Here is a 26,738-nt window from a genome sequence, read left to right on the forward strand (position 1 = left end):
CACACAGTACGGATGTATTCTACTATCCATAACACCGTTTGGCAAGTCACAAATAAAATTGGTGTGAAGAATTAATTTTTTCCCCGATGTGATCTTGCACTATGGCGCTGTCTGGCCCGTCTGCGACGAACAAAAAACCAAATGAGCAGAGCAGCGATACATAATAGGCCAATGACTGCAATTATGATGATATTCCGGATATTTGGGACCTGTACAGTCAGATCCAGTTTATTCATCTGGAGGGGTGAAACGTGCCAAATGAGCGTTTTTCCGCCATCCTCCACTTGATCCGCATTCGAATCGGCTGCCTTGATGGGCAAAGACAACTTGAAGTCAAAGTTAACATCTTTTAACAAGAGGTTTTTAAGAAAGCTAGGCACCTTGTTAATTTGATTTTTGATCTCACCATCGGGCATGGACTCCATGAGATCGGCTTCTGCTGTAATGTGCATCTTGGAAGTGAAGAAGCCGGGGGAAGTTGTTTGTTCAACCTTGATCCCTTGTGGTAACTTGGACGTATCAAAGCTGGTATTATTGCTTTTTTCATAATGGGTGGTCGCTGTGAGCTGCTTCTGATCTCCCTGTTCCGAAACCTCTGCCTGGAAGTTATTTCGATTCAATGCATCTGCGATCAGAGGCATGAGATTGTCTTGTCCAATTTTTCCAAGAGCGGAGTTCTTTACGTTGAGATTGAGATCCAGATCCGTTGATCCATCCATATTTACCGTTAGATGGGCTTCTCCATCAGCACAGGCGGTCAAAACAGATAACATAAGGGCTAATAAAACAGTAAGAAATAGCTGACGTAAGGGAATGCGAGTTGACATGTCTTTCAACCTTTCTGCGTAAAAATCCAAATTCCATTTCATAGAAGTATAGTATACACCGTAAGTATGGCGGATGAAACTTTGCACCGTGCAGCGAGGTACGTATGATTTAGTGTGATCGGGGAAATAATCCATTTATTAAAATTAAAGATTTCGTATTTTTGTCAATGTTCGGTCAATTCAAACGGCGCTTCAACGTGTACACTAGTAGTAGTGTGATGAATATACGGAAGCAGGGAGGTTACATTCATGACATATATCATTATTATGGCCATTATTATGGTCGTGGGCATGGTCGGAATGGGCTGGTTCTATCAGATTATGGATAAAGACCAAAGCTAGTATTGTTTAAATGTGAAAAGAAGAGAGACAACCTATAAGCTGGCTTCGCTAACGCGAGGCGGGCTTATTTGTGTGGGGAAAAATTTTGAGGCACTGACCTTACATAAGTAAGTAATATTTGTAACCATTCATGTTGCACAATTTGACCGATGGACAAATATTTTTCGTAATTATGGGATTTTTTAGCTGCTCTTTTGTATAATAGGGGGTAGTTTAACTCGGGATACTCCCGAAATTCTGCCAAACAGGAAAGGGTGTACATAAATGAAATTTAGTGAGTATACGTATACACGTCCGAATCTGGAACACATCAAGACATCTTTCCGTGAGCTGTTGAGCGGTTTTGAAGCTGCGGCAACGGTTGAAGAACAGAGTGGGTTCATGGATCAGATTAACGCGCTGCGCAGTGATTTTGAGACACAAGCCCAATTGGTCTACATCCGTCATTCCATTGATACCAATGATGAGTTTTACAAGGCGGAGAACGAATTTCTGGATGAGAATGCACCAATTGTGCAGGAATATATCACGGATTTTTACCGTGCATTGGTTAACTCCAAATTCCGCAACGAGTTGGAACAAAAATGGGGTTCACAGCTGTTCCAACTGGCGGATCTTTCACTGAAAACATTCAGCCCGGAAATTATTGAAGAACTCCAGAAGGAGAACAAACTTTCCACAGAATACAATCAGTTGATCGCATCGGCCAAAATTCCGTTCGAAGGTGAAGAGCGCACGTTGCCACAGCTTCATCCATTTGAACTGTCCACGGATCGCTCCATGCGGGAGCGTGCTTCGGAAGCCAGATACACGTTCATGGCTGAACATGAAGCTGAATTCGATCGCATTTACGATGAACTGGTTAAAGTACGTACACAGATCGCGAAGAAACTGGGTTATCCAAGCTATGTGGAACTCGGCTATGATCGCATGAACCGTACGGATTACAACGCCGAGATGGTTGCTAATTTCCGGGCACAAGTTCGTGATTATATCGTGCCTGTGGCGACCAAGCTCAGAGAGCGTCAGCGTAATCGGATTGATGTGGAGACGCTGTATTATTACGATCAGGGCTTCAGCTTCAAGACGGGTAACCCGACACCTAAGGGTGACGCGGACTGGATTATCGATAATGGTAAAAAAATGTACGCTGAATTATCACCAGAGACGGATGCATTTTTCCAGATGATGACGGAGAACGAGCTTATGGATCTGGTAAGCAAAAAAGGTAAACAGGGCGGCGGATATTGTACGTTCCTGAACGATTACAAAGTGCCGTTTATCTTCTCCAACTTCAACGGTACCTCCGGTGATATTGATGTATTGACACATGAAGCAGGTCATGCTTTCCAGGTGTATGAGAGCCGTGATTTTGCAGTGCCTGAATACAACTGGCCGACATATGAATCGGCTGAGATTCATTCCATGAGTATGGAGTTCTTCACATGGCCGTGGATGCAGTTGTTCTTCAAGGAAGATACGGACAAGTACAAGTTTGATCACCTGTCTTCCGGTCTGTTGTTCATTCCGTATGGTGTAGCTGTGGATGAATTCCAGCATTTTGTGTATGCGAACCCGGATGCAACTCCAACGGAGCGTAAGCAGGCATGGCGCAACATTGAGAAGACCTATCTGCCACACATCAATTACAAAGATAATGCGTATTTGGAGCAGGGTGGTTTCTGGCATAAGCAAGGTCACATTTTCTCATCGCCATTCTATTACATTGACTATACGTTGGCACAAATCTGTGCATTCCAGTTCTGGAAACGCAGCAATGAGGACATGAAGTCCGCATGGGCCGACTATCTGACATTGTGCAAAGCGGGAGGAAGCCTGTCCTTCACTGGATTGGTTGAACTGGCTGGATTGAACTCTCCATTCGAGGATGGCTGTGTATCCTCCGTAATTGGTGAGATTGAGGCATGGCTTGACGGCGTGAACGATAAGGCGCTGTAAGCCTTCGTCAGGATGCTTTTAGTGTAAGTACCTTCGGTAAGGTATAGGTAGTGGATAAAGCTTTAAGATAGATAAGTAAGACGGCTTGGAGACCTTCGGGTGTCTGGGTCGTCTTTTTCATTACGGGGAAAAATCAACCTCAAGTGTAACATTTATCGGATTCATTGTGATTTATTTCACTATATCTGAAAACGGATTCAGTTACAATGAAGATAGTAAATCAGGGGTTACAGGAGGCTGGTTCAAATGGCAACACATGCATATTATGTTCCGCCCGTGAACTTGATGGGTAGAGGCTGTTTACAGGAAGCAGGTCAGATGATTGAACAGATGGGTATCCGCAAAGCGCTGGTTGTAAGTGATCGTCAATTGATTACTTCAGGTGTTGCTGAACAGGTACTGTCTATACTAAGAAAATCAGGGTTAGACTATGTAGTATATGATGAGGTTCAGCCTAATCCAACATGTCAGAATGTACATGATGGACTTCAAGTATTCCAGGATCATGGCTGTGACGCCATTATATCAATAGGCGGAGGTTCACCGCAAGATGCTGCCAAAGGCATTGGTATTGTAGCTACGAACGGTGGGCATATCCGCGAATATGAAGGATTTCATCAATCAAAACATAAGTCCGTGCCACTTGTGGCGGTTAACACAACGGCTGGCACATCGAGTGAGGTGACAATTAACTACGTGATTACAGATGAGGAACGTAAAGTGAAGATGGTGATGGTGGACCGCAACAGTCTGGTCTCCCTGTCGGTTAATGATCCTGAGCTGATGCTCAGCAAACCTGCAAGTCTCACAGCGGCCACAGGAATGGATGCGTTGACACATGCCGTAGAAGCGATGGTTACACCAGGTGGATTTACAGTGACAAGTGCGACAGCTGCAGCAGCTGTTGAACTGATCTTTGAATACTTGCCAAGAGCTGTGAGAGACGGCAGTGATCTGGAAGCGCGGGAACATATGACGTATGCGTGTTTCCTTGGCGGGATTGCTTTTAATAATGCGGGCCTGGGTTATGTCCATGCGATGGCGCATCAACTGGGTGGCGTATATGATCTGCCGCATGGTGTCTGTAACGCAATGTTACTCCCCTATGTGGAAGAGTTGAACGCCAAGCATGTACCCGGCAAATTCCGTCATATTGCTAAGGCAATTGGTATGGATGTGAAGGGTAGAAGTGATGAGGAGTGTTCCGATTACGTCATTGAGGCCATACGTCAGCTATCGAAGGAAGTCGGCATTCCTGAGAAACTGTCTGAACTGGGTGTAAAAGATCCCGATGTGGAACTGCTTGCCGATAACGCGATGAAAGATGCCTGTGCACCAGGCAATCCCTATCAACCGTCCAAGGATGAGGTGATGGAGCTGTTCCGCAAAATTATATAGACTGTTTCAGGAACGGATACACCAAAATAACAGACAAAATGAGCCGGGATCGAAAGTCGGCTTTTTTGTCATGTGAACTCATTCTTTTTACTTATTTTTCCACTTAATGTTTGCACAAAAACTAAAGGATTTTGCTTCTCTATTATCGAATACAATATGAATAACAGCGGCACGAGAAAGGGTAATCTTACCCGCAACTTGATGTCGATGTTTTCCAGTAAGATTCCCCAGTCCGTTTCGTGTTTAATGTTAAATAGGAGTAGACTATTTCATTGTTCACGAGCTACACCTTAAGTTCTGCATCTAACATTCACCTCTGTAAGACAGTAAAGCAATTCTACACCAGCATCATCTCTATTTCAGGCTTTACAATCCAAGAAGTTAAACTGCAACAAAGATTCACCGGTTACACATCTGTACAGCAAGCTCCTAATCAAGACAACAGTGTCCACACAACAGAATATCGATTATGGGCTCTGAAATGAATCAGAACGAATGCACGTGGAGGAGGCTGTAATGATGGCGAAAAAAGAAGTTGTAGCGATGCTACTTGCCGGAGGGCAAGGTAAGAGGTTAAAAGGATTGACCAAATCACTGGCTAAGCCAGCTGTATATTTTGGGGGCACGTACCGAATCATTGATTTCCCGCTGAGTAACTGCTCTAATTCTGGTATTGATACAGTGGGTGTATTGACCCAATATGAACCACTTGTCTTACATTCCTATATTGGCATTGGCAGTGACTGGGATCTGGATCGGAAAAACGGCGGGGTATATGTACTTCCTCCACATGAACGTGAAGACGGTAGCAACTGGTACCGGGGTACAGCGGATGCGATCTTCCGGAACCTGAACTTTATTGAACAATTCGATCCTGAGCATGTGCTCATTCTGTCAGGGGATCATATCTATAAGATGGACTACGAAAAAATGCTCCAGTATCACAAAGAAAAAGATGCGGATTGCACCATATCGGTCATTGATGTCTCATTGGAAGAAGCCAGCCGGTTCGGAGTGCTGAACACCAACGATGACTATAGCATCTATGAATTTGAAGAAAAACCTCCTGAGCCCAAGAGCACACTGGCTTCCATGGGTATCTATCTCTTCAAGTGGGATGTACTGAAACGTTTCCTGATCCAAGATGAACAACAGGCATCCACCTCCTATGATTTTGGTAAAGATATTATTCCTTTATTGCTTCAAAATGAAAAATCCTTATATGCGTATCCATTTGAAGGTTATTGGAAAGACGTTGGTACCATTCGCAGTCTGTGGGAATCCAATATGGACCTTTTGGACGAAGACACACCGTTTAATCTGAATGATCCGGACTGGCGTATTTTCACACGTAATCCAAACCAACCTGCACAATATATCTCACCTTCGGGAAAGGTGCGGAATTGTATTATTAGTGAAGGTACTGTAGTGCATGGTGAGGTCAATCATTCTGTTCTGTTCTATGGAATTGAAGTTGGCGAGAACAGTGCGGTCATCGATTCGGTGATCATGCCAAGAGTGAAAATCGGTCAAAATGTGCGCATTTACCGAGCTATTATCGCAGAAGGATTGGTTATTCCGGATGGAACACAGATTTCGCCTGCACCGGAAGATGAGAGTGATATATTGCTCGTGGATCAGGAAGAACTGGAACGTCAGCTTCGCCAAGGAATAACTAGCAAGGCCTAATTGAAGTCAAAAGGACGGTGCATGCGATGAAACAATTGATCGGAGTTATTAACCTTGACCATGAACTTGAAGAATTGAAGGAATTGACGTATTTCCGCTGCGGAGCCGCGGTGCCTTATGCCGGGCGTTACCGTCTGATCGATTTTGTTTTATCCAATATGATGAATGCCGGAATTGAGAGTATTGGTGTATTTGTACGGCGAAAATATCGCTCGTTGATGGATCATCTTGGTGACGGTAAACCTTGGGATTTGGATCGCAAGCATGGTGGCATGTTTATTTTGCCACCAGACTGGAACGATCCAACAGATACATCACAAGGGGATTTGCAACATTTCCATAACAATTTGGACTTTTTCCACAGAGGGGCAGGACAATATGTTGTGCATGCGGGCAGTCGCCATGTGACCAAAGCAGACCTCCAGGATGTCTACAGGTATCACATCAGTAAAGGAGCGGACGTTACACTGGTCTGCAAAAAAGTAGATCAGCTGCTGCCTGAGCATGACGCCTGTGTCAAAGTTGAACATGACGGGGACGGTAACGTGGTGGACATTCACCAAAGCGCTAATCACCCGAATATATATACAGAAATTTTCATCATGGAAAAAGAATTGTTCTTGCGCCAGGTGCAACGCTGCATCGATCATGGCGAGAGCCATTTCTTCCGGGATGTGATTCAAAAAAATCCGGATGGATTGAATATCGCTGCGTATGCATATGATGGCTATCACGCAGTCATCAATTCCATTGACAGTTATTATCGCAACAGTATGGATCTGCTGAACACAGGGCAATATGAACAACTTTTCAAGGAAGATCCGATCCAGACCAAAATTAAATACGAAGCGCCTGCCAAATACCTGGATACCGCCGATGTTAAACATTCACTTCTTGCGAATGGCTGCATCGTAGGTGGAGAGGTGGAGGACAGCATTTTGTTCCGTGGTGTACAGGTGGCCAAGGGTGCCAAAATAAAAGGTTCCATCATCATGCAGAAATGCTACATTGGTGAGGGGACGGTCCTTGAGAATGTCATTCTCGATAAAGACGTGAAGCTGACCGGAGGACAGACGCTGATCGGCGACCCGTCGAATCCATACATTTTAGCGAAAAGTACTATTATCTAATGCCCCCACGTAACCGATATCTTCTATAAATATATATAAAATAAAAATCCTGTAGGATGGATTTAAGGTTCATACACTTTCGACGCATGAATTGCATCTTCGAAAGTTCTCACCAGCATGCAAACGTAGTGGAGGGGACGAAATCGATTCTGAAGAAGCGAAGCGCTCGCCTTTATCACTGTATTTTAACATCTAATTAATAAATTCAAGAAAATACAGGGGTAACAGCGATCATAAGAACGATTCGTAACCGTAACGGCCACTTTGCACAATGTTGAGCAATTGAGTATATGAACCGCCACCATCCTGCAGGATTTCCCCGGGAGGAACCTACTTTTGTTTGACAACAAGGAAACGTTCAAGAGTATATTTACACGGAATCTGGTCAGCAAATTGGGCAAACCGATTGAAGAAGCAACACAGGAAGACGTGTACCATGTACTGGGAAGCATGATTCGTGAATATGCAGGCCAGGATTGGGCAGCGTCGAATCAGGGGTTCAAGCAGCGCCAGGATAAACAGGTCTATTACTTCTCGCTGGAATTCCTGATTGGACGTCTGCTCGGCAACAATCTGTTGAATGTGAATGAATTGGAATTGGTGCGTGACAGTTTAGCTGAGCTGGGCTTCTCCTTGGAGGAGATAGAAGAACAGGAGGCGGATGCAGGACTCGGTAACGGAGGTCTGGGACGGCTCGCTGCTTGTTTCCTGGATTCACTCGCATCACTACGATATGCAGGACATGGTTGCGGGATTCGATATAAATACGGGTTGTTTGAGCAAAAAATCATCAATGGGAATCAGGTAGAGTTACCCGACAATTGGCTGGATAAGGGCAATGAATGGGAAGTCCGCCGTCCAGACAAAAAGGTGGAAGTACAGTTCTGGGGCCGAGTAGAAGCTCATGAGCAGGATGGAGAATATCAGTTTGTTACAAAAGATGCCGAATCGGTTGTCGCCATTCCCTATGACGTGCCTGTCATCGGTTATGGTCAAACTCATGTGAATACATTGCGTCTATGGAGTGCCGAGCCAAAGCGCGAGACTTCACTCGACACCCCTTCGAACTATTACGGCTATCTGGATTATAGCCGATCGGTTGAATCAATCTCGGAATTCCTGTATCCGGATGATTCCCAGTACGAAGGAAAGCTGCTGCGATTGAAGCAGCAATACTTCATGTGCTCAGCAGGTGTACAGAGCGCCTTGCGTACGTTCAACAAGCTGGAGCTACCGTATGATCGTTTGCCTGATAAAGTGGCCTTCCACATTAATGACACGCATCCAACCTTGGTTATTCCAGAACTGATGCGCATCCTGATTGATGTGAAGGGGTATGGCTGGGATGAAGCGTGGGATATCACAACCCGTACTGTATCGTATACCAATCATACAACGCTTAGTGAGGCGCTTGAGAAGTGGCCTGTATCCATGATCAGCAGGCTGCTGCCACGAATCTACATGATCATTGAAGAGATCAACAAACGATTCTGTGGCATGCTGCTGGACCGGTATCCGGGAGATCAGGATCGCATAGGGCATTTGGCGATTGTTGCAAACGATCAGGTACGGATGGCACATTTGGCGATTGTAGGCAGTCATAGCGTGAATGGTGTTGCTGCTCTGCATACCGAGATTTTGAAAGAGCGCGAGATGGCTCCGTTCTATGAACTGTATCCAGAGCGTTTCAATAACAAAACCAATGGTATCACCCATCGCCGCTGGTTGATGCATGCCAATCCGAAACTGTCGGATCTCATCACGGATACAATCGGTAACGAATGGATAACAGAGCCGGGCAAGCTGGACCAGTTGGCTGGTTTTGCGGATAATACATCATTCCAGGAGCAGTTCCGTTCAATTAAGCGGGATAACAAAGAGCGGCTTGCTGCGTATATTCTGGATCATACCGGGACAGCAGTGAATCCGGATTCCATCTTTGATGTACAGGTGAAGAGACTACACGGGTACAAACGTCAACTGTTGAACATTCTGCATGTTATGCATCTGTATAACCGGCTTAAGAATGATGCTTCGTTTGATATGGTACCACGTACGTTCATCTTTGGTGCCAAGGCAGCGCCGAGTTATTATTTTGCCAAGAAAATTATCAAGCTGATTAACAACGTGGCTGACACGGTGAATCGGGATGCGGCCGTGAATGACCGCTTGAAGGTATTTTTCCTCGAAAATTATTCCGTCTCTCTTGCAGAGAAGATCATCCCCGCTGCGGATGTTAGTGAACAGATCTCAACCGCAGGTAAGGAAGCTTCCGGTACGGGCAACATGAAATTTATGATGAACGGGGCTTTAACGATTGGCACGATGGATGGAGCCAACGTGGAGATGGCGGAGCAGGTTGGGGAAGAAAATATGTTCATCTATGGTCTGCGTGCAGACGAAGTACTTGAGTATTATCGTTCCGGCAGCTATCGTCCAAATGAGATTGTGCAGCACGATGAACGCATTCGCGAGGTCGTGGAGCAACTGGTGCATCCAGGTGCATTCTGTTATCGTGACGGGGAGTTCTGGGATATTTATGACTCCTTGCTGGCCCATGGTGACGAATACTTTGTATTGCGTGATTTTGCTGCTTATGCCGACGCGCATGCTGCGATTGACCAGGCGTATCGGGATATTCCGGGCTGGACTCGGAAAGCGATATTAAACACGGCACATTCCGGCATATTCTCCAGTGATCGTACCATTAGTGAGTATGCGACAGATATCTGGGGTATTCATCCCGTGTCAGGGAACTGGAAAGGTTAAGAATAGATTGTTAAACAAACAAGTCCCCTTGTTCACAAGAGCTATCTCTGCTGGTAAATCAACCAGCGTAGAGAGCATCTCCTTGTAGAACGAGGGGATTTTGGCATACAGTGTATCATAGTGTCATTCAACTTGAAGATAAGCGAAACTTGCGTATTTTTAATCATACAAGTTCGCACACAAAATCAAAAAAAAGATCTGGATCTCAGTCATACTACATAAGAAATTGTTTGATATTTTGAATTAGATAGGGGAGCCGTCACTATGGATCATTACACACGAATTCAGCTTGCTATTGAGTATTTGGAACAGCATTTGCAAGATGATTTTAATATCAGAGAGACGTCCGCTGCTGCGAGCTTTTCGGCGTTTCATTTTCAGCGTTTATTTCAGGCGATCACGGGATTCACGGTACTGGAGTACGTGCGCAGACGCAGATTAACGGAAGCTGTAGGGATGCTGCGAGGCACATCGGAAGGCATACTGGACATTGCGATGAGCTTTGGCTATCAATCTCAAGAGGCATTTACCCGTGCATTTTCAGCCTACTTTGGAATGACACCGGCGAAGCTACGTAAGCTGGAAGTGGATCAGTTGTCTCTTCTGAAGATGCAACAGAGCATTGATTTTAACGATTATCGAACTTCGCTTGGTGGAACTTTTCACATGAACACACCCCGTCTGGTCACACGGGAACCGAACTGGATTGTCGGCTATGAATATAAGACCAACCTGAATGACAATCAGCATTATGCTGAAATACCCGGATTTTATCACGATTTTGGCATGGAACAGAAATTCATGGCGATCCCGGAGAGGACACGCCCTGATATGGCTTATGGTGTGGCCTGTCATTTTGAAGAGGATGGAGCATTTTCTTTTATTGTGGGTGAAGAAAGCAGTGGAGCATCGCAGGTACTTGAACCCGGTTTTACCTCGATTGAAATTCCCGGCGGCTTGTATGCAGAATTCACCGTGGAAGGCTCTGGGCAGGATATTCGGAAAATGATCTATGGCAGCTGGCTGCCGCAGTCTAACTATGAACGGAGGGAAGGGCCTGACTTTGAAGTGACGGATGTCTGGAAATCGACCCCTGAACAACTGGACATGAAGATCTATATCCCGTTAAAATAGACCTTACCGCTTCGCGGAATTCAAGGTCGGAGGACGGGATGAATGAGCGAAAAGTCGTGGCTCCACTCCAAGTGGATACTGACCATTGTTGCTTGCATGGCAGTGCTTTACCTACTGATTATGGGCATTTTACTGTTTGTCAGTGGACGAACACCTAGCATGTATTATCAATATAATCTCGTACCCTTCGAGACGATTCGTCCACTTCTTATGGAGAGGGAGAGGTACAACACAGATACCTGGGTCAAAAACCTGTTTGGCAATATCGTATTGTTCATTCCGCTGGGCATCTGGATTCCATGGTTGTTTCGGAGGTGTCGTACGTTCCTGACCTTTACATCTACAGTTGTTTTGCTTCTGCTGGGTGTTGAGGTCACACAATTGATTACACGTGTAGGTTCGTTTGATGTGGATGACATTATTCTGAACACGATCGGTGCCTGGATCGGATACGCCGGATTTAAGTTAGTCTTATATTCACAAAAAAAGACTCGGAATTGAACCGCAGATTGCGGTCCATGACCGGGTCTTTTTGCATAAGATACCTTTCAAATGTTTACAAGGGAATCATTTCGGATAAAACATATTAACGGCTTAATACAGTGAGCAGAGATTATATATAAATTTAACTAAACATTTACACGAAACGGAGAGGACAGAAATAACCTGAAGAAGCGAAAGCGTTCGCCTTTATCACCGGATTTTCCCCTTATAAGGGGAATTCATAAAATCTGGGGATAACAGCGATCGGAAGGTTGTTCTGTCATCGGAGTGTCCAGTGTAAATATTCTTTCGTTCAATTTATATAGTGAACAATGATGAGAGCGAGGTGGGCGATATCGTTTGGTGGAAAGAGAGTGTGGTATACCAGATTTACCCGAGCAGCTTTAAAGATTCGGACGGGGATGGATATGGCGACTTGCAGGGGATCTATGAGAAGCTCGATTATTTGGAGAATTTGGGCGTAGATGTGATCTGGCTCTGTCCCATTTACGATTCACCAGGACATGATAACGGATATGATATCCGGGATTACTACGGCATTTTACGCAAGTATGGCACGATGGAGGATTTTGATCGATTATTGGCAGAGGCCCACAAGCGTGGTCTCAAGATCATGATGGACCTGGTGCTGAATCATACGTCAGATGAACATGCGTGGTTTGCCGAATCACGTTCATCAAAGATGAATCCGAAGCGGGACTATTATATTTGGCGTTCAGGCAAAAATGGGCAGGTGCCGAATAATTGGGAGTCCTATTTTGGGGGTTCGGTGTGGAAGCATGATCCCGAGACAAATGAATATTATCTGCATCTGTATTCCGAACAGCAACCGGATCTCAACTGGAACAATGCACAGATGGCAGAAGAGATGTATGAGATGGTGCATTGGTGGCTGGAAAAAGGGGTCGACGGATTCCGTTTCGATGCAGTGGCGCATATCGCCAAGGCAGAGGGTCTGCCAAGTGCCCACAACCCTCATAATCTGCCGGTGGTTCCAGCGTATCAGCTCTTTTCCAACCTGGAACAGGTACACTCCATCCTGAAGAAACTGAATAACATGATCCTGAAACCCTATGGACCCATGACAGTTGGCGAGACTTCAGGACTTGGACCTGAGCAGGCCTTGGCTTATGTGGGGACGGATCGTGATGAGCTTAATATGGTATTCCAGTTTGAGCATATGTTTATCGATGCCAAATCCTCCGGAATTGGTAAGTGGAACTATAAGGAGTGGAAATTGACCGATCTCAAAGAAATCATGAGCCGATGGCAAACGGTTTTGCATGGTAGAGGCTGGAACGCCAATTATATGGGGAACCATGATCAGCCACGTCCGGTTTCCCGTTTTGGTGATGATGGTAAATATCGGGTGCGTTCTGCTCAGATGCTGGCGACATGGATGCTTACACTCGAAGGGACCCCCTACATCTATCAAGGGGAAGAGATCGGCATGACCAATGTCGCTTTTCCGAATATCGAACAATACCGGGACATCGAGACCAAAAATTATTTCAATCATTACATTGGTCAAGGTAAATCAAAGCATGAAGTTATGCAGGCGATTTGGCTGAAGAGTCGTGATAATGCTCGCACGCCGATGCAATGGGATGAGACGGAACACGCAGGTTTTACTCAGGGTCAGCCGTGGATTCAGGTGAATGATAATTATCCTGAGATTAATGTGGCTGATGCCGAAAGTGATCCGCAATCCATTTTGCATTATTACCGTAAGTTAATTGCACTTCGCAAACAACATAAAGTACTTATCTATGGCGCGTATGAATTGCTGTTGCCGGATGATCCGGATATCTATGCCTATACACGAACGCTGGATGATGAGCAGATGCTGGTCATTCTGAATTTCCGTGGGCATGAACCTGAGATGCACTGGCCGGAAGGTTGGACTTCCGAGCATGCCAAGCTGATCATCAGCAATGTGAGCAGACGTTATTCTACCGATGAAGGTGCGATTCAGCTTCAGCCGTATGAAGCAAGAGTATATCGTAAGCAGCGGTGACACGGAGGCTAGCGTGATTTTGCGTTGGTGAAGAGGTATGATTTATAATATATAGTGGTTTTCAAAATAATAAAACATATGTCGGGAGGAATCCAAATTGTTGAATATTACGTTCCACGGTCACTCCAGTGTACAGCTGGGCACAGAAGAAAAGTCTCTGATCATTGATCCCTTCCTGCGTGGCAACGAGCTTGCCGTCACGAAGCCTGAAGATATTAAGACAGATGTTGTGTTGCTGACACATGCACATATGGATCACATCCTCGATGCTGAACCTATTGCCAAAGCAAATAACGCCAAAGTTGTGGCTATTGTTGAATTGGCTACATATATGTCTTGGAAGGGTCTGGATACACTCGGCATGAACATGGGCGGAACGGTAGATCTTGAATTTGCTCAAGCTAAAATGATTCAGGCGTTCCATACTTCCGGGATTGTGCTCGAAGAAGAACAACGGATCATGTATGCAGGGTTGCCTGCTGGATATATCATTAATATTGGTGGTAAAACGATTTTGCATGCCGGAGACACAAGTCTCTTCGGGGATATGAAAATGATTGGTGATCGTCATGATATTGATGTAGCTTTCTTGCCGATTGGTGGACATTTCACCATGGGACCTGAGGATGCGCTGCAAGCGGCCGAATGGTTTAATGCCAAACTGACGATTCCGGTTCATTATGATACGTTCCCGGTAATTCGTCAGGATGCAGAACACTTCGTGCAACAACTGGCTGCAAAAGGGTTGGAAGGACGTGTGCTAGCCCCGGGAGAATCGATTACCCTGTGATGCACATTTAACCCCTGTTCAATAATAAATGGATTTATGGATAAAGACGAATATCACGTCAAGATAACTGACGCGATATTCGTCTTTTTTCGGTTTCAGGTTCAATTTTCACCGATAGAGTTGGTACAAATGACAAAAACATTGAAATTCCATTGTTGAACTCCCTTTTAGAATGATATAAAAAGTTACACGGAAACCAAACGGAAATCCGAATTGACCGCAAACAGGGGGAGCGTTCATGTCATTTATGAAATCATTATTTTTTCAAATTATTGTAGCGGTAATCATCGGGATTGGTGTAGGCATTCTGTGGCCGGATCTGGGTAGCTTGCTGCAACCGCTCGGAACAGGTTTCATCAAATTGATCAAGATGATCATCGCACCACTGATTTTCATGGTGATTGTGACAGGTATTGCCAAGATCGGTGATCTGAAGTCAGTAGGTCGCATCGGACTGAAAGCCATCGTGTGGTTCGAGATTGCAACTACAGTGGCGCTGGTACTTGGATTGGGAACAGCCAATCTGCTTCGCCCCGGTGCCGGAATGAATGTGGACCCTTCAACCATAGATGCAAGTGGCATTGAAGCGAAAACCAATGGTTCCGAGTTGCCACATACGGTAGATTTTATCATGAATATTATTCCGACGAGTGTTGTGGATGCCTTTGCACAAAATGCACTTCTGCAAGTATTGCTCGTGGCATGCCTGTTCGGGGTTGCCCTGGCAGCAACAGAGAGTAAGGCAAAAGAGAATGTACTGACGCTGATTGAGAACTTGCTCGGCATTGTGTTTCGTATCATCGGTTATATCATGAAACTCGCGCCAATTGGTGCATTTGGAGCCATGGCTTACACGGTAGGTGCCTATGGGGCATCCACATTGTCGTCCTTTGGTCTGCTGATTCTGGCCTGTTACGGCGCAGCACTGCTGTTTCTGGTCATGCTGGCATTGGCTGCATGGTGGATTACCGGGCTGAATTTCCTGCAATTTGTGAAATATACCCGTTCTGAAGTGATGCTGGCGATTGGAACCGGGTCATCAGAAGTGGTGATGCCACGCATGATGGACAAACTAACCAAGGCGGGTTGTGATCGTGCGGTTGTGGGTCTTGTGGTGCCGACGGGGTACTCGTTTAATCTGGATGGTGCTTCAATCTATTTATCGTTGGCCACGGTTTTTGTTGCTCAAGCCGTAGGGATTGAACTGACATTGATGCAGCAAATTACGATTTTGCTGGTGTTGATGTTAAGTTCCAAAGGCATGGCAGGAGTACCTGGCTCCGCATTCTTGGCCCTGTCCGCAACGGCAGTGGCTGTTAATGCTTTTCCGGTAGCAGCGGTTGCTCTGCTGCTTGGTGCAGATCGATTCATGGATACAATGCGTGTATTCACCAACCTGATGGGCAACTGTGTCGCAGCATTTGTGGTGGCAAAATGGGAAGGTCTGCTGGATCAAAAGCGAATGCGTGCCGTACTCTCTGGTGAGATCAGTGCCGCTGAACTGGAAAGGGAAGAGCAAGCTGCACTATCTTTATTGATGTTGAATATGCAGGAAAAACAGGGTAAAGCCGCAGTTTCACCGGAGATGTCGTAGGAGGCAATGTGCCTACTAGAGTGACTTAGTCAAGTGAAAGTAACCGTATCATTTAAATCAACGAAATCATTGACTGACGAACAGCAAATTCAACCAAGTTCAACCCAATTAGACCGTCTGTTGCCCGCACCAATGGTGGGAAGAACAGACGGTTTCTTGTTGTCCCAATACAGATATCATGGAGTTCACGAACGCAGGTTCCAAAATAAATGTTACAGAGGAAAGATTTATGGGGAATGTGTAGAAGAGGCGGAGAATATACATATTATAGTTTCAACTTGTATATACATGTTTACTTATGTAATATAGATATGAAGTTAGCCGAGAACATCACATAAGAGCATTACAATTTATTGGAGGCGTTAACATGAGTTCTAATAACACAACTCCGTCATCTTGGTGGAAGACATCAACGGTGTATCAGGTATATCCGAAGAGCTTTAATGATACTACCGGATCGGGGACTGGAGACATTCGTGGATTAACCGAGAAGCTTGATTATTTGCAGCATCTGGGTATCGATATTGTGTGGTTGCAGCCGGTATATGTATCTCCGCAGCATGATAATGGGTATGACGTAGCGGACTATTATCGGATTAATCCGGATTATGGAACGATGGAGGATTTTGACGAATTGCTGAAAGGTCTGAAGGCCCGTGATATGAAACTGATGATTGATATCGTGGTGAATCACTCCTCGACCGATCATGAGTGGTTCCAGCAATCCCGTTCTTCCAAGGATAATCCGTATCGGGATTATTATATTTGGAAAGATCCTGCTCCGGATGGCGGTGTGCCAAACAACTGGCAATCCAAGTTCGGTGGGCCTGCTTGGCAGTTCGATGAACAGACGGGACAATATTTCCTGACTTTATTTGATAAAACGCAGGCAGATCTGAATTGGGAGAATGAAGAAGTACGCAAAGCTGTACGGGATATGATCAAGTTCTGGGCGGAAAAGGGTGTGGATGGTTTCCGTATGGACGTGATTAACCTGATCTCCAAAGACCAGCGTTTCCCTGATGATGATGGTAGCGTGTCACCCGGTGATGGACGCAAGTACTACACGGATGGACCGCGTGTGCATGAGTACATTACCGAGATGTACGAAGAAGTATTCGGGCCTTACAACATGGTGACTGTAGGGGAAATGTCCTCCACAACACTCGAACATTGTATCCAATATTCGAACCCGGCTTCCCGCGAGTTTTCAATGACGTTTAACTTCCATCACCTGAAAGTGGATTATCCGAATGGTCAGAAGTGGGAACTGATGCCGTATGATTTTGAAGCGATGAAGCAGCTCTTTAGTGAGTGGCAGACAGGCATGCAGGCCGGTGGAGGGTGGAACGCACTGTTCCTGAATAACCATGATCAGCCGCGGGCGCTATCCCGATTCGCCGATGATGGTGACTATCGTGCCGAGAGTGCCAAGATGCTTGCAACAACGATACACGGCATGCAAGGTACGCCTTATGTCTACCAGGGTGAAGAGATCGGAATGCCGAATCCAGTCTGGAATGACGTTAGCGAGTTCCGCGATATCGAATCAACGAACATGTACCGCTTGCTTCAGGAAGAACGAGGCAAATCCGCTGAAGAAGCTTTCAACATCGTAAAAGAGCGTTCCCGGGACAACTCCCGCACACCGATGCAGTGGAATGGAAGTAAGAACGCCGGATTTACTACCGGAACACCTTGGCTGAAGGTGGATGAGCGGTATCCGTCCATTCACGTGGAACAGCAACTAGCTGATCCGGATTCGATCTACTATCACTACCGCAAATTGATTGCCCTGCGTAAAAAGCTTAACGTGCTGATCGACGGTCTGTATGAACGATTGGACGATGCACACCCGAATGTATTCGCGTACGCACGGACCAATGGAAGTGAAACTCTGATTGTTGTATCCAACTTCAGTAAACGAGACGTCACGTTCTCGCTTCCGGAAGCGGTCTGGAATGATCACATTGCAGGCAAATCAGTAGAGTTACTCATAGGAAATACGGAGGCAGCCCCTGCGCTGACGCAGGAAATCTCTCTCAGTCCGTATGCATCCTATATGTGGCTTGTGCCACAACAGGACTAATCACATTTTATAAATAGGAAGTGACACTATGGCAATCGATAAAAAACAGGTTGAGGAGATCGTCCGGGCAGTCGGTGGCAAAGAGAATATTGAAGCTGCTACGCACTGTGTTACACGACTCCGGTTTGCCTTGTACGATGAGAGTAAAGTGGATACTGAAAGTCTGGATCAGAATGATCTGGTTAAAGGACAATTCTCTTCCCAAGGACAATTCCAGGTCGTTATTGGGCCTGGTCTGGTAGATAAAGTCTATGATGAGATGATTCAGATTACCGGGGGAGATCGTTCTTCCAAGGATGATGTGAAGGCGGTTGCTGGTAAAAAGCAAAATCCAATCCAGCGAGCGATCAAAACACTCTCGGATATTTTCATTCCGATCTTGCCTGCAATCATTACGGCAGGTCTTTTGCTCGGGATTAACAATATTCTGACAGGTCCAGGCATTTTCTTTGATGGAAAATCACTGGTGGATGTCTATCCAGCCTGGAAGGATCTTGCGTCCATCATTAATACAATCGCGAGTACAGCCTTTACGTTCCTGCCGGCTCTAATTGGTTGGGCAGCTGTAAAAAGGTTCGGCGGCAGTCCGTTGCTCGGGATTGTGCTTGGTCTCATTCTGGTACATCCCGATCTGCTGAGTGCATATGGTTATGCTGATGCCGTGAATAATGGCACGGTGCCAACATGGAATCTGTTCGGTTGGGAGATTGAGAAGATCGGTTATCAAGGGCAGGTTCTGCCGGTACTGGTATCGGCGTATCTGCTTGCAAAGATGGAGATTTTCCTGAACAAAAGGGTACATGATTCAATTAAACTGCTGGTCGTTGCACCGGTCACGTTGCTGATTACCGGATTCCTGGCCTTCACGATCATTGGACCAGTTACATTTGCCATTGCGAATGCAATTACTTCCGGCTTGATCTATGTTTATGATTCATACGCGGCGCTGGGTGGTCTGATCTACGGTGGTCTATACGCTTTGTTGGTTATCACCGGTATGCATCACACGTTCCTCGCGGTCGATGTTCAGCTCATTGGTAGTCAAGGCGGTACGTTCCTGTGGCCGATGCTGGCATTGTCCAATATCGCACAAGGTTCGGCGGCACTTGCGATGATGCTTGTCCTGCGTGAAAAGAAAATGAGAGGACTTGCGGCAACGTCTTCGGTGTCGGCCTTCCTCGGGGTAACTGAGCCGGCGATCTTCGGAGTGAATATCCGTTACCGTTATCCGTTTATCTTTGGTATGGTCGGTTCCGCAATTGGTGGTGTGCTGCTGACGATGAATAATGTTCAGGCAACCTCCATCGGTGTAGGTGGCGTACCGGGATTCCTGTCGATTTTCCCTAACAAATGGGGTGTCTTCTTCATCGGCATGGCGATTGTCCTGGTTGTACCATTTGTACTGACCGTCCTTTTTGGAAGAGCCAAACTGAAAAAAGAAGATCGTAGTGCAAGCAATGAAACTGTTAATGAGCCTAAAGCGGCTACATCGCAGTCTGCTTCGGGTGTTACCTCTTCAACTGCAAAAACAGATCCAAACCAGCGCACACGTAGTGCAGCTCAAGTAGGGGACGAAGCCGTGAATACACTGGAAATCATGGCGCCATTAACAGGCCAGGCCGTATCACTGGAGCAAGTACCTGATCCGGCTTTTGCCGAGAAACAGATGGGTGAAGGTGTAGCGATTGAACCTTCCGGCAACCTGGTTGTTGCCCCGTTTGATGCTCAGGTAGCTCATGTGATCAAAAGTAAACATGCGGTGATTCTTGAACACGCGAGTGGATTACAAGTTCTGATTCATGTCGGGATTAATACAGTATCCCTCAAAGGTGAAGGCTTCAACATGCATGTGGAAGCTGGCGAGCATGTAAAAGCTGGACAAAAGCTGTTGGAGTTTGATCGTAAGGTAATTGAAGATGCGGGATACCCGCTGATTACACCGATTATCATTCCAGATGGTCAGGATATGGTTGAACGGGTGGAAGTCACGACAGGTGATGTTACATCTAATCAAAATGGTGTGTTGAAGGTTCATCTGAAAGGTTAATTGAATACAACAACAAGAAGGGGCTGCATGATGCGCAGCTCCTTTTTGCTGTATGGTCGTTATTTTCATGACGATCATGGTAAACTGTATATAAAATGGAAGAATCACATTTTTAAAATAATGGTGGTTGGAAAGGTTCTTCTGACAAAGCAAGCTTCAGGCATGTTCGAGTCGTGGTGTTCATATGGTGGAGAAAGAGTTCCTAGATCGATGAGGAGGAGAGCCATGACACGTATTGCGGTGATGGTCATTCATGGGCTGGGTATGCGGAAGGATGGGTACGCGGACAAGCTGATTGCTTGTTTGCATAAGGAATTGGACAAGGTAATGGTCTTGCCTGGAGCCTCCAAACAGATGCTCGATATCGAACCTGTATATTGGGCGGATGTATTTGAGGAGCGGGAAGAGGCGCTTTTTCAACAGCTCGTCAGCTCACCGGGATTGAACTTTCAGGCGTTGCGCCGATTTGTCATCCATTACCTGGCTGATGCGGTTGCTTATCAACCGGTGGAAAATCAAGGCCATAACTACGATGCCGTACATCGAACGTTGAATCAGGCGATGCATACCCTTGCACAGCGTAATGGACCGGAAGCTCCGCTCTGTGTGGTTGCCCATAGTTTGGGCGCCGTAATCGCCAGTAACTTCTTCTACGATCTGCAATATCCGTCCAGTCGTGTTCCTGAGGTTGTGGATGTTAACTCGGCTCTGGAGCGGGGGGATACGCTGACCAATTTTTACTCCTTTGGTACAACCCTGCCCTTATGGAGTTTACGTTACCATGACTTTAGTTGCCCAATTCAGGTGCCCTCTTCCCATGTGAATCAGTATTATGCCGGACTGGAAGGGGAGTGGGTGAACTTCTACGATCGGGATGATATTCTGGGTTATCCGTTACGCCCCATTGATCCCGCTTATGAGAAAGCGGTCAAAGAAGATATTGAAGTGAACTCTGGCGGCGTGGCTATGAGTTGGAACCCGCTAAGTCATGGGGGGTATTTTTCCAATCGAAGTATGAATCGGAGAATGGCTCAGGGACTGGCACGAACCTGGACCTGGATAAATCGCTCATAATTAAGAGGTAGTTCAAAAAGTCCGCTTTTGATTACGAAGGATGCCTAATGGCATCATCAGCATCGAATATGGAATTCAGCCGAAATGTCCGTTGCTCACGTAGCTCTATCTACGCTCCGCTACTCCATTTCTAGCTTCATCCCATCTTCTTGGTACTGAAAACCGATCTTTTTGAACATGTAGTGTAAGTCTATTGAAATTAGGAGGGAATATGTATGGAATGCAGGACAGGCTGTGCCGCATGTTGCATCGCGATCTCCATATCGTCACCCATACCGGGCATGGCTCATGGCAAGCCGGCAGGTGTACGTTGTGTGCAGCTTACGGATGATAATCGCTGCGGAATTTTTGGCCAAAAAGAGCGTCCTGCGGTATGCAGTGGATTGCAAGCTGAGGAAGAGATGTGTGGTAGCACCGATCAGGAAGCATTTGATATTCTAACCTGGTTGGAGCAAGAAACTGCACCGAAGGTAATATGAGTAGGTTGTTTTAATGAATTGGGATAATTATACTTAATAGGGAAGAAGGTCGATCAGAGAGAGGAGACGCGAATACATTGGGGCTTGTTAAACGTTTTGTATTGGTTGTTGTGAATATGATCGGAGAGTTATGGATGGGGTTTTACCGACGTAACTCGGATTATTATGACCATCAGACTTCGGAGTCCAAAAGTAAGATTGGCTATTATGCATTTATTATTGGGGCAACAGTGGTTACGGTGGGCATTGTAGGCTGGATGTACAACCGAATTTATTCATAAGTAGTCATTATGCTTAAAATTGAATGAGGCCAAATGTTGAAGATGAGTCTGTACAAATAAAAGAGAGTATCCGCAGGATGTGACATCAAATGGATACTCTCTTTGGCATGGGATCAGACAAAATATGATCATTGAAGTGAGGGCTCTGCTTTCTTTTCTTTTAACATATGTACAAGAATCATCTTCAGTACGGAAGAGACGATGAAAAAGATAAACAGGATGCGGAACAATTGATACCCGGATACAACCGAAAGATCGGCATTCACTTCATGTGCCATGATACTCATCTGATCCATCCCGCCAGGGGCCATGCTGAGTAGTGAGGTAGCCGCCGAGAGGGAGAATACATTCATTAACAGATAACTCAATCCAAGCGCACCAGCAATGAGAAGTACACTGCTAATCACGGCTAGGGTCACTGTCTGTGTCTTACGTTGCAACTGTTCCGGCTTGAGCATCAGTCCAACGTGACTGCCAATCATCAATTGCGATACGTTTAAGAGTGAGGTTGGCAGACTGGGCGTATGCATCGTTGTGCTTAATTGAACGACACACATGACAATCATGGGACCCAGCATAAAGGCCGTCGGAAATCGGAGTTTGCGTGCAACCCATGCACCAGCTACACAGAGCGGAGCATAGAGAAGAATCTCGGGAAAAAGGGTACCCCACGTTGCTACGTCAATGAACGGATGATCCAAACTTCCACCTGCGGTACCTTCAAACCACGGACTGAATAGCAGGAACGGAACACAGAAGACAATCATGATCAGCCGAGTCACCTGCAAAAAGGTAACCAGCGTCAGATTGATAGATTTCATCTCTTCTGCGAGGGACACCATCTGGGATAGTCCTCCTGGAATACTGCCAACCAGCAGGGAGGGGAAGTCAAAGTCGGTTATCTTTGAAGCGATGTAGGCCGTAATTACACACAATCCGATTAACAGCAAGGTCATCAGAAGCATCATGGGAAGTTGTAGCAAAATGCCGTGCAGTGCCTCTTTAGTTAAGGTGAGTCCAATCGAATAACCAACAATCAGAATGCCATAGTCCCGAATGAAGGCAGGCCACATGAGCGGCCATTTGGCGACTTGGGAGCCAAGCAGCATAAATACCATTGGCCCGAGCAACCACGGGATCGGTGTATGAATGACTGTGAACAGCAATCCGCCAAGAACAGAGACACCCAGACTAAGAAAAAACCGAAAGACAACGTGGGAACCAAGCTTGCGCATCAGTTCCATCCGTTTAGCCTACCGGTTGAATGAGGTGGTATGAGATTCAGGTATGCATTCAGGTTTAATGAAGGATTCATGTTCATGTGTGATCACTCCTGATGATGAGATACGTTGCGTTATCTGCGGAACAACCAGACTGCTAGTGTTCAACTCATTAAGATCCTGCGAGAGCCGTAGCGGAAGGTTTGGGTTCTCTGAACATTACAAAGTACATCAGTGATGAAATAACGTATAGACAGCCTGTGATGCTGAAAGTGATCGCATAACCCCAATACGTTCCGTACGTGGTGACCAGATAGGATTGAACGGGTCCCATGGTCGCCCAACCAATCATGAACGAGGTCTGCATCAGTGAATTGGCAATGCCGCGGCGTTTGTCCGAGATCCGATCCACCAGTATGGCTGAATGAATGGGATTGGCGGCGTTCATCAATGCTTGTCTGAACAAGAAACTGAGCGAAGCGATGAACAACAGATTGGTGAAGCCTGTTAATAGAAGGAAGGGCAGCGACATGACCTGGAAAATGACAACGGCTCTTACGCTTCCGACCTTTGCCGCCAAGGTAGGACCAATCAGCATGGATACAATCGTCATAATCTGACCAAGTGCAATTAGTAAGCTCATGCCGCTCAGAGAAACCGAGAATCGATTGGTGAAATACAGATTCAGATACGGTACAACCAGTCCGGAACCTAATCCAATTAACAACTGAGTCACTATAAACTGACCAATCAGTAGGGAATCTTTTTTCTTCGTGATCGAATCGTCCGTGCTTGGGGTATTTGTTGAGCTTTCTTTTAGATCCGCATTGGGTTGAAGAACGGGTTGCCCCGGAATTGTTGTCTGCGGAGCAGCCTTGCCTTCGGTTACAAATAACAGTGGAATAAATGCAGCCAGTGTTGCTGCACCACCGATAAATAAAACCGTCTGCAATCCGGTCACTTTGGCGAGTCCTACTGTATGTAACAAATCTGCGAATACGCCGCCACCCAGGCTACCAAGAACCTGGGAAGCGAGCACAAGGGATGAATAATAACTGAACATCTTCAGCCGCTGGCTTTTCTTGACGTTTTCCGCCAGATAAGGAATGGCCAATACTTGGAATACCCCAGCGAAAAGGCCAGAGAATACCGCGAACCAAATCAGTCCTGTAGCCGAATAATCGAAGGAGCGTCCGATCAGAAAGATTCCGCTGAATAACGCCCCGGTAATGAGTAATCGCTTGCGGCTGAATAGATCACCGCATAGACCGATAGGAACAAACATAATGGCTGTTGCGAGTGATTGAATACTTACAATCTGGCCGTTCATTGTATCATTATAGCCCAGACCCTGAATGTACAGATTGTACAAGACAGAGAACATGCCATTTCCGATCTGATACAGAATGCTAGCCAGGAAAAACAGTTGAATATTGCGGGACCAGCCGCGAATTTCATCATTAATATGTTGTAAAACTCTCAAGTGGTTCCCCCCAGTCTGCCTGTGCAGTGATTCCAGTTTAACAGGAAAGGGGAATTTGCGGAAGAATTGACCACTGTTTATTTTGGTTCAGAGGCATCAATTACACGAGCAATGACGAATCCATCGTAACCTTTGCTACCGACCGTTTGCAGTGCTGTAGCTTCAAGCCGAGGGTGATCCGCGATCAACTGCAGGAATGATCGAACGCCTTGAACTCTGGGGTCTGTGCTGTCTGTGCGGATCACTTCACCGTCCCTGACGATATTATCACCAATAATAAGACTCCCCGGCCGAGTCAGTCGCAGGGCCCATCTCAGATAATCGGGATTACTCGGTTTGTCAGCATCGATGAAGATCATATCAAACGGTTCCCTGTATTCTTCCTGAACATCGGGAAGGGTGGTTAGGGCAGGACCAACTCTCAGGTCAACCTTGTGCATCAGTCCTGCTCGTGTGAGATTGGCTCGGGCCAAGTCTGCATGGTGTGATTCCGATTCCAGTGAGACGATGCGTCCGTGTTCAGGCAGCGCTCTTGCCATCCAGATGGTACTGTATCCACCCAATGTGCCGATTTCAAGTACACGGGATGCGCCTTGGATTTGCAGCAGGAGCTGAAGTAACTTTCCTTGATTTGGTGTTACGTCATGAGCAGGGAGTCCAGCTTCGGCATTGCTTTGCAGTGTATGTTCCAGTAGGGAATCTGATGGAATCAGCAGATCATTCATGTAGTAGTCGACTTGAGTCCAGGTATGCTGTAGGTTGGTCGTATTTATATTTTTCATGTTCACATGTTCCTTTCCTTGTTCCTTGTATTGGATTTCATATTTCAACTATAAATGGAGCAGATATATAAATAAAATATATATTATGTATGATAATATAACTTTAGATTATGTATTTGACGTGGAAGAGGTGTAAACATGAATCTGCATGGATTACGATTATTTCATGCCATCGTGAGATATGGCGGGGTCACTCGTGCCGCAGAGGAACTAAATATTAGTCAACCTGCGGTATCTTCTCAGGTGAAGAAGTTTGAACGTGAATTGGGAATCCAGCTTTTTGTTTCGGAGGGAAGAAGACTGGTGCTCACGGATGCGGGGATACAGTTGACAGGTTATGCGGAACGTCTGTTCATGCTGGAGCAGGATGTCGAGAATTTTGTGCAGGATTTTCGGGAAGGCAAGAAAGGACTGATCCGTCTTACGGCAACCTACTTGCCTTCAAATTTTCTGTTGCCGGGCTGGATTGCTCGGTTTAAGCAAATGCACGAGGATGTGGAGATTGTTGTGAGCACAACCAACACCCGGATGGCTTTTGACCAATTACTTCGTTATGAGGCAGAGATTGCAGTGTATGGTGGAAGTGGCATTACACATGCAGGTGTCCAATGGGATGAATTGTTTGACGATGAGATGTGGTTTGTTGTGCACCCTGACCATCCGTATGCGGGAAAAGAAATCGAGCTGCATGAGATGATGGCAGAACCGTTCATCATGCGCGAAGAAGGCAGTGCTACACGTGAGCGACTCGTTTCCCTTTGCACAACAAATAACCTGGCCGCTCCCCGCATTGCGCTTCAGTTCAACGGGCTGAACGAAACGATTAGTGCGGTGATGGCAGGTTATGGGGCCAACTTTATATCTTCTTTGGTTGTGAACGAAGATGTGCAGCAAGGCAGGCTGGCACGTGTGTTTGTTCGAGGTGTACAGCTGAGAAATACGGTTGCCGTATGTACACGAGCCGGGGAGGTATTATCACCTGCTGCACAGCATCTGGTCAAGCTTATCCGCCAAGAAGCTGCTTTGATGAAATAAATAGCGTGATTGTACTTAAAATAACTTAAAGTCCATGTTCACAAAGACCATTTTTCAGTATCCTAAAGTGGACTTTTGAACAGCCACTTGAACAT

20 protein-coding genes are annotated in these 26,738 nt (G+C 46.0%); 16 read left to right on the top strand and 4 right to left on the bottom strand.

What is annotated here, in order from left to right; all coding sequences use genetic code 11:
* Positions 1-71 precede the first annotated feature (71 nt).
* Complete coding sequence (locus V6668_RS12955; RefSeq protein WP_338708618.1) at positions 72-827, bottom strand: hypothetical protein; 756 nt, start codon at positions 825-827, stop codon at positions 72-74.
* A gap of 606 nt (positions 828-1,433) precedes the next feature.
* Here V6668_RS12955 and V6668_RS12960 point away from each other — a divergent pair.
* From V6668_RS12960 to V6668_RS13030, 15 genes are all read left to right on the top strand, one after another.
* Positions 1,434-3,128, top strand: coding sequence for a M3 family oligoendopeptidase (locus tag V6668_RS12960; protein ID WP_127551573.1), 1,695 nt, complete (start codon positions 1,434-1,436; stop codon positions 3,126-3,128).
* A gap of 246 nt (positions 3,129-3,374) precedes the next feature.
* A complete protein-coding gene (locus V6668_RS12965) occupies positions 3,375-4,526 on the top strand; it encodes an iron-containing alcohol dehydrogenase (protein ID WP_036608771.1) in 1,152 nt (383 codons plus the stop codon).
* 519 nt (positions 4,527-5,045) lie between these two features.
* Positions 5,046-6,215 carry a glucose-1-phosphate adenylyltransferase gene (locus V6668_RS12970; protein WP_338708935.1) on the top strand — a complete coding sequence of 390 codons (1,170 nt, stop codon included), beginning with the start codon at positions 5,046-5,048 and terminating at the stop codon, positions 6,213-6,215.
* Between the two features lie 26 nt (positions 6,216-6,241).
* A complete protein-coding gene (gene glgD, locus V6668_RS12975) occupies positions 6,242-7,345 on the top strand; it encodes a glucose-1-phosphate adenylyltransferase subunit GlgD (protein WP_036608765.1) in 1,104 nt (367 codons plus the stop codon).
* Positions 7,346-7,681: 336 nt separating this feature from the next.
* Positions 7,682-10,114, top strand: a complete 2,433-nt coding sequence (locus tag V6668_RS12980; protein ID WP_036608763.1) for a glycogen/starch/alpha-glucan phosphorylase — start codon at positions 7,682-7,684, stop codon at positions 10,112-10,114.
* Positions 10,115-10,378: 264 nt separating this feature from the next.
* Complete coding sequence (locus V6668_RS12985; RefSeq protein WP_338708619.1) at positions 10,379-11,248, top strand: AraC family transcriptional regulator; 870 nt, start codon at positions 10,379-10,381, stop codon at positions 11,246-11,248.
* 42 nt (positions 11,249-11,290) lie between these two features.
* Positions 11,291-11,749 (top strand): VanZ family protein, encoded by a 459-nt coding sequence (locus V6668_RS12990; protein ID WP_338708620.1) that lies wholly within the window; start codon positions 11,291-11,293, stop codon positions 11,747-11,749.
* A gap of 307 nt (positions 11,750-12,056) precedes the next feature.
* Entirely contained in the window at positions 12,057-13,769 is a 1,713-nt protein-coding gene (locus V6668_RS12995; RefSeq protein WP_422395256.1) for a glycoside hydrolase family 13 protein, read from the top strand.
* Between the two features lie 97 nt (positions 13,770-13,866).
* Complete coding sequence (locus V6668_RS13000) at positions 13,867-14,559, top strand: metal-dependent hydrolase (protein WP_338708621.1); 693 nt, start codon at positions 13,867-13,869, stop codon at positions 14,557-14,559.
* Between the two features lie 238 nt (positions 14,560-14,797).
* Complete coding sequence (dctA, locus tag V6668_RS13005) at positions 14,798-16,153, top strand: C4-dicarboxylate transporter DctA (RefSeq protein ID WP_307413350.1); 1,356 nt, start codon at positions 14,798-14,800, stop codon at positions 16,151-16,153.
* A 367-nt stretch (positions 16,154-16,520) separates the two neighbouring features.
* A complete protein-coding gene (gene treC, locus V6668_RS13010; RefSeq protein ID WP_338708622.1) occupies positions 16,521-18,242 on the top strand; it encodes an alpha,alpha-phosphotrehalase in 1,722 nt (573 codons plus the stop codon).
* A gap of 28 nt (positions 18,243-18,270) precedes the next feature.
* Positions 18,271-20,289, top strand: a complete 2,019-nt coding sequence (gene treP, locus V6668_RS13015) for a PTS system trehalose-specific EIIBC component (RefSeq protein ID WP_338708623.1) — start codon at positions 18,271-18,273, stop codon at positions 20,287-20,289.
* Between the two features lie 225 nt (positions 20,290-20,514).
* Positions 20,515-21,363 (top strand): chemotaxis protein, encoded by an 849-nt coding sequence (locus V6668_RS13020; protein ID WP_338708624.1) that lies wholly within the window; start codon positions 20,515-20,517, stop codon positions 21,361-21,363.
* 215 nt (positions 21,364-21,578) lie between these two features.
* A complete protein-coding gene (locus V6668_RS13025) occupies positions 21,579-21,842 on the top strand; it encodes a YkgJ family cysteine cluster protein (protein ID WP_076217045.1) in 264 nt (87 codons plus the stop codon).
* A 77-nt stretch (positions 21,843-21,919) separates the two neighbouring features.
* Entirely contained in the window at positions 21,920-22,123 is a 204-nt protein-coding gene (locus V6668_RS13030; protein WP_017688872.1) for a hypothetical protein, read from the top strand.
* A 128-nt stretch (positions 22,124-22,251) separates the two neighbouring features.
* On the opposite strand, the gene V6668_RS13035 is transcribed toward V6668_RS13030, so the two are convergent.
* From V6668_RS13035 to V6668_RS13045, 3 genes are all read right to left on the bottom strand, one after another.
* On the bottom strand, positions 22,252-23,367 hold the full coding sequence (locus V6668_RS13035; protein ID WP_338708625.1) for an AbrB family transcriptional regulator: 1,116 nt from the start codon (positions 23,365-23,367) through the stop codon (positions 22,252-22,254).
* A 148-nt stretch (positions 23,368-23,515) separates the two neighbouring features.
* Entirely contained in the window at positions 23,516-24,826 is a 1,311-nt protein-coding gene (locus tag V6668_RS13040) for an MFS transporter (RefSeq protein ID WP_338708626.1), read from the bottom strand.
* Between the two features lie 77 nt (positions 24,827-24,903).
* Complete coding sequence (locus V6668_RS13045; RefSeq protein ID WP_076249577.1) at positions 24,904-25,608, bottom strand: O-methyltransferase; 705 nt, start codon at positions 25,606-25,608, stop codon at positions 24,904-24,906.
* A 138-nt stretch (positions 25,609-25,746) separates the two neighbouring features.
* Here V6668_RS13045 and V6668_RS13050 point away from each other — a divergent pair, with 138 nt between their 5' ends.
* Positions 25,747-26,643: a LysR family transcriptional regulator gene (locus V6668_RS13050; RefSeq protein WP_338708627.1), complete on the top strand. Its 897-nt coding sequence runs from the start codon at positions 25,747-25,749 to the stop codon at positions 26,641-26,643.
* Positions 26,644-26,738 lie beyond the last annotated feature (95 nt).

This window comes from Paenibacillus amylolyticus (assembly GCF_036894225.1).
Taxonomy (GTDB): domain Bacteria; phylum Bacillota; class Bacilli; order Paenibacillales; family Paenibacillaceae; genus Paenibacillus; species Paenibacillus amylolyticus.

Coding starts and splice junctions, on each gene's coding strand:
- glgD (WP_036608765.1), top strand. CDS start 6,242: ATGAAACAATTGATCGGAGTTATTAACCTTGACCATGAACTTGAAGAA.
- V6668_RS12990 (WP_338708620.1), top strand. CDS start 11,291: ATGAGCGAAAAGTCGTGGCTCCACTCCAAGTGGATACTGACCATTGTT.
- V6668_RS12970 (WP_338708935.1), top strand. CDS start 5,046: ATGGCGAAAAAAGAAGTTGTAGCGATGCTACTTGCCGGAGGGCAAGGT.
- V6668_RS13050 (WP_338708627.1), top strand. CDS start 25,747: ATGAATCTGCATGGATTACGATTATTTCATGCCATCGTGAGATATGGC.
- V6668_RS12955 (WP_338708618.1), bottom strand. CDS start 827: ATGTCAACTCGCATTCCCTTACGTCAGCTATTTCTTACTGTTTTATTA.
- V6668_RS12965 (WP_036608771.1), top strand. CDS start 3,375: ATGGCAACACATGCATATTATGTTCCGCCCGTGAACTTGATGGGTAGA.
- V6668_RS13025 (WP_076217045.1), top strand. CDS start 21,579: ATGGAATGCAGGACAGGCTGTGCCGCATGTTGCATCGCGATCTCCATA.
- V6668_RS13045 (WP_076249577.1), bottom strand. CDS start 25,608: ATGAAAAATATAAATACGACCAACCTACAGCATACCTGGACTCAAGTC.
- V6668_RS12985 (WP_338708619.1), top strand. CDS start 10,379: ATGGATCATTACACACGAATTCAGCTTGCTATTGAGTATTTGGAACAG.
- V6668_RS13020 (WP_338708624.1), top strand. CDS start 20,515: ATGACACGTATTGCGGTGATGGTCATTCATGGGCTGGGTATGCGGAAG.
- treP (WP_338708623.1), top strand. CDS start 18,271: ATGGCAATCGATAAAAAACAGGTTGAGGAGATCGTCCGGGCAGTCGGT.
- V6668_RS12960 (WP_127551573.1), top strand. CDS start 1,434: ATGAAATTTAGTGAGTATACGTATACACGTCCGAATCTGGAACACATC.
- dctA (WP_307413350.1), top strand. CDS start 14,798: ATGTCATTTATGAAATCATTATTTTTTCAAATTATTGTAGCGGTAATC.
- V6668_RS13035 (WP_338708625.1), bottom strand. CDS start 23,367: ATGGAACTGATGCGCAAGCTTGGTTCCCACGTTGTCTTTCGGTTTTTT.
- treC (WP_338708622.1), top strand. CDS start 16,521: ATGAGTTCTAATAACACAACTCCGTCATCTTGGTGGAAGACATCAACG.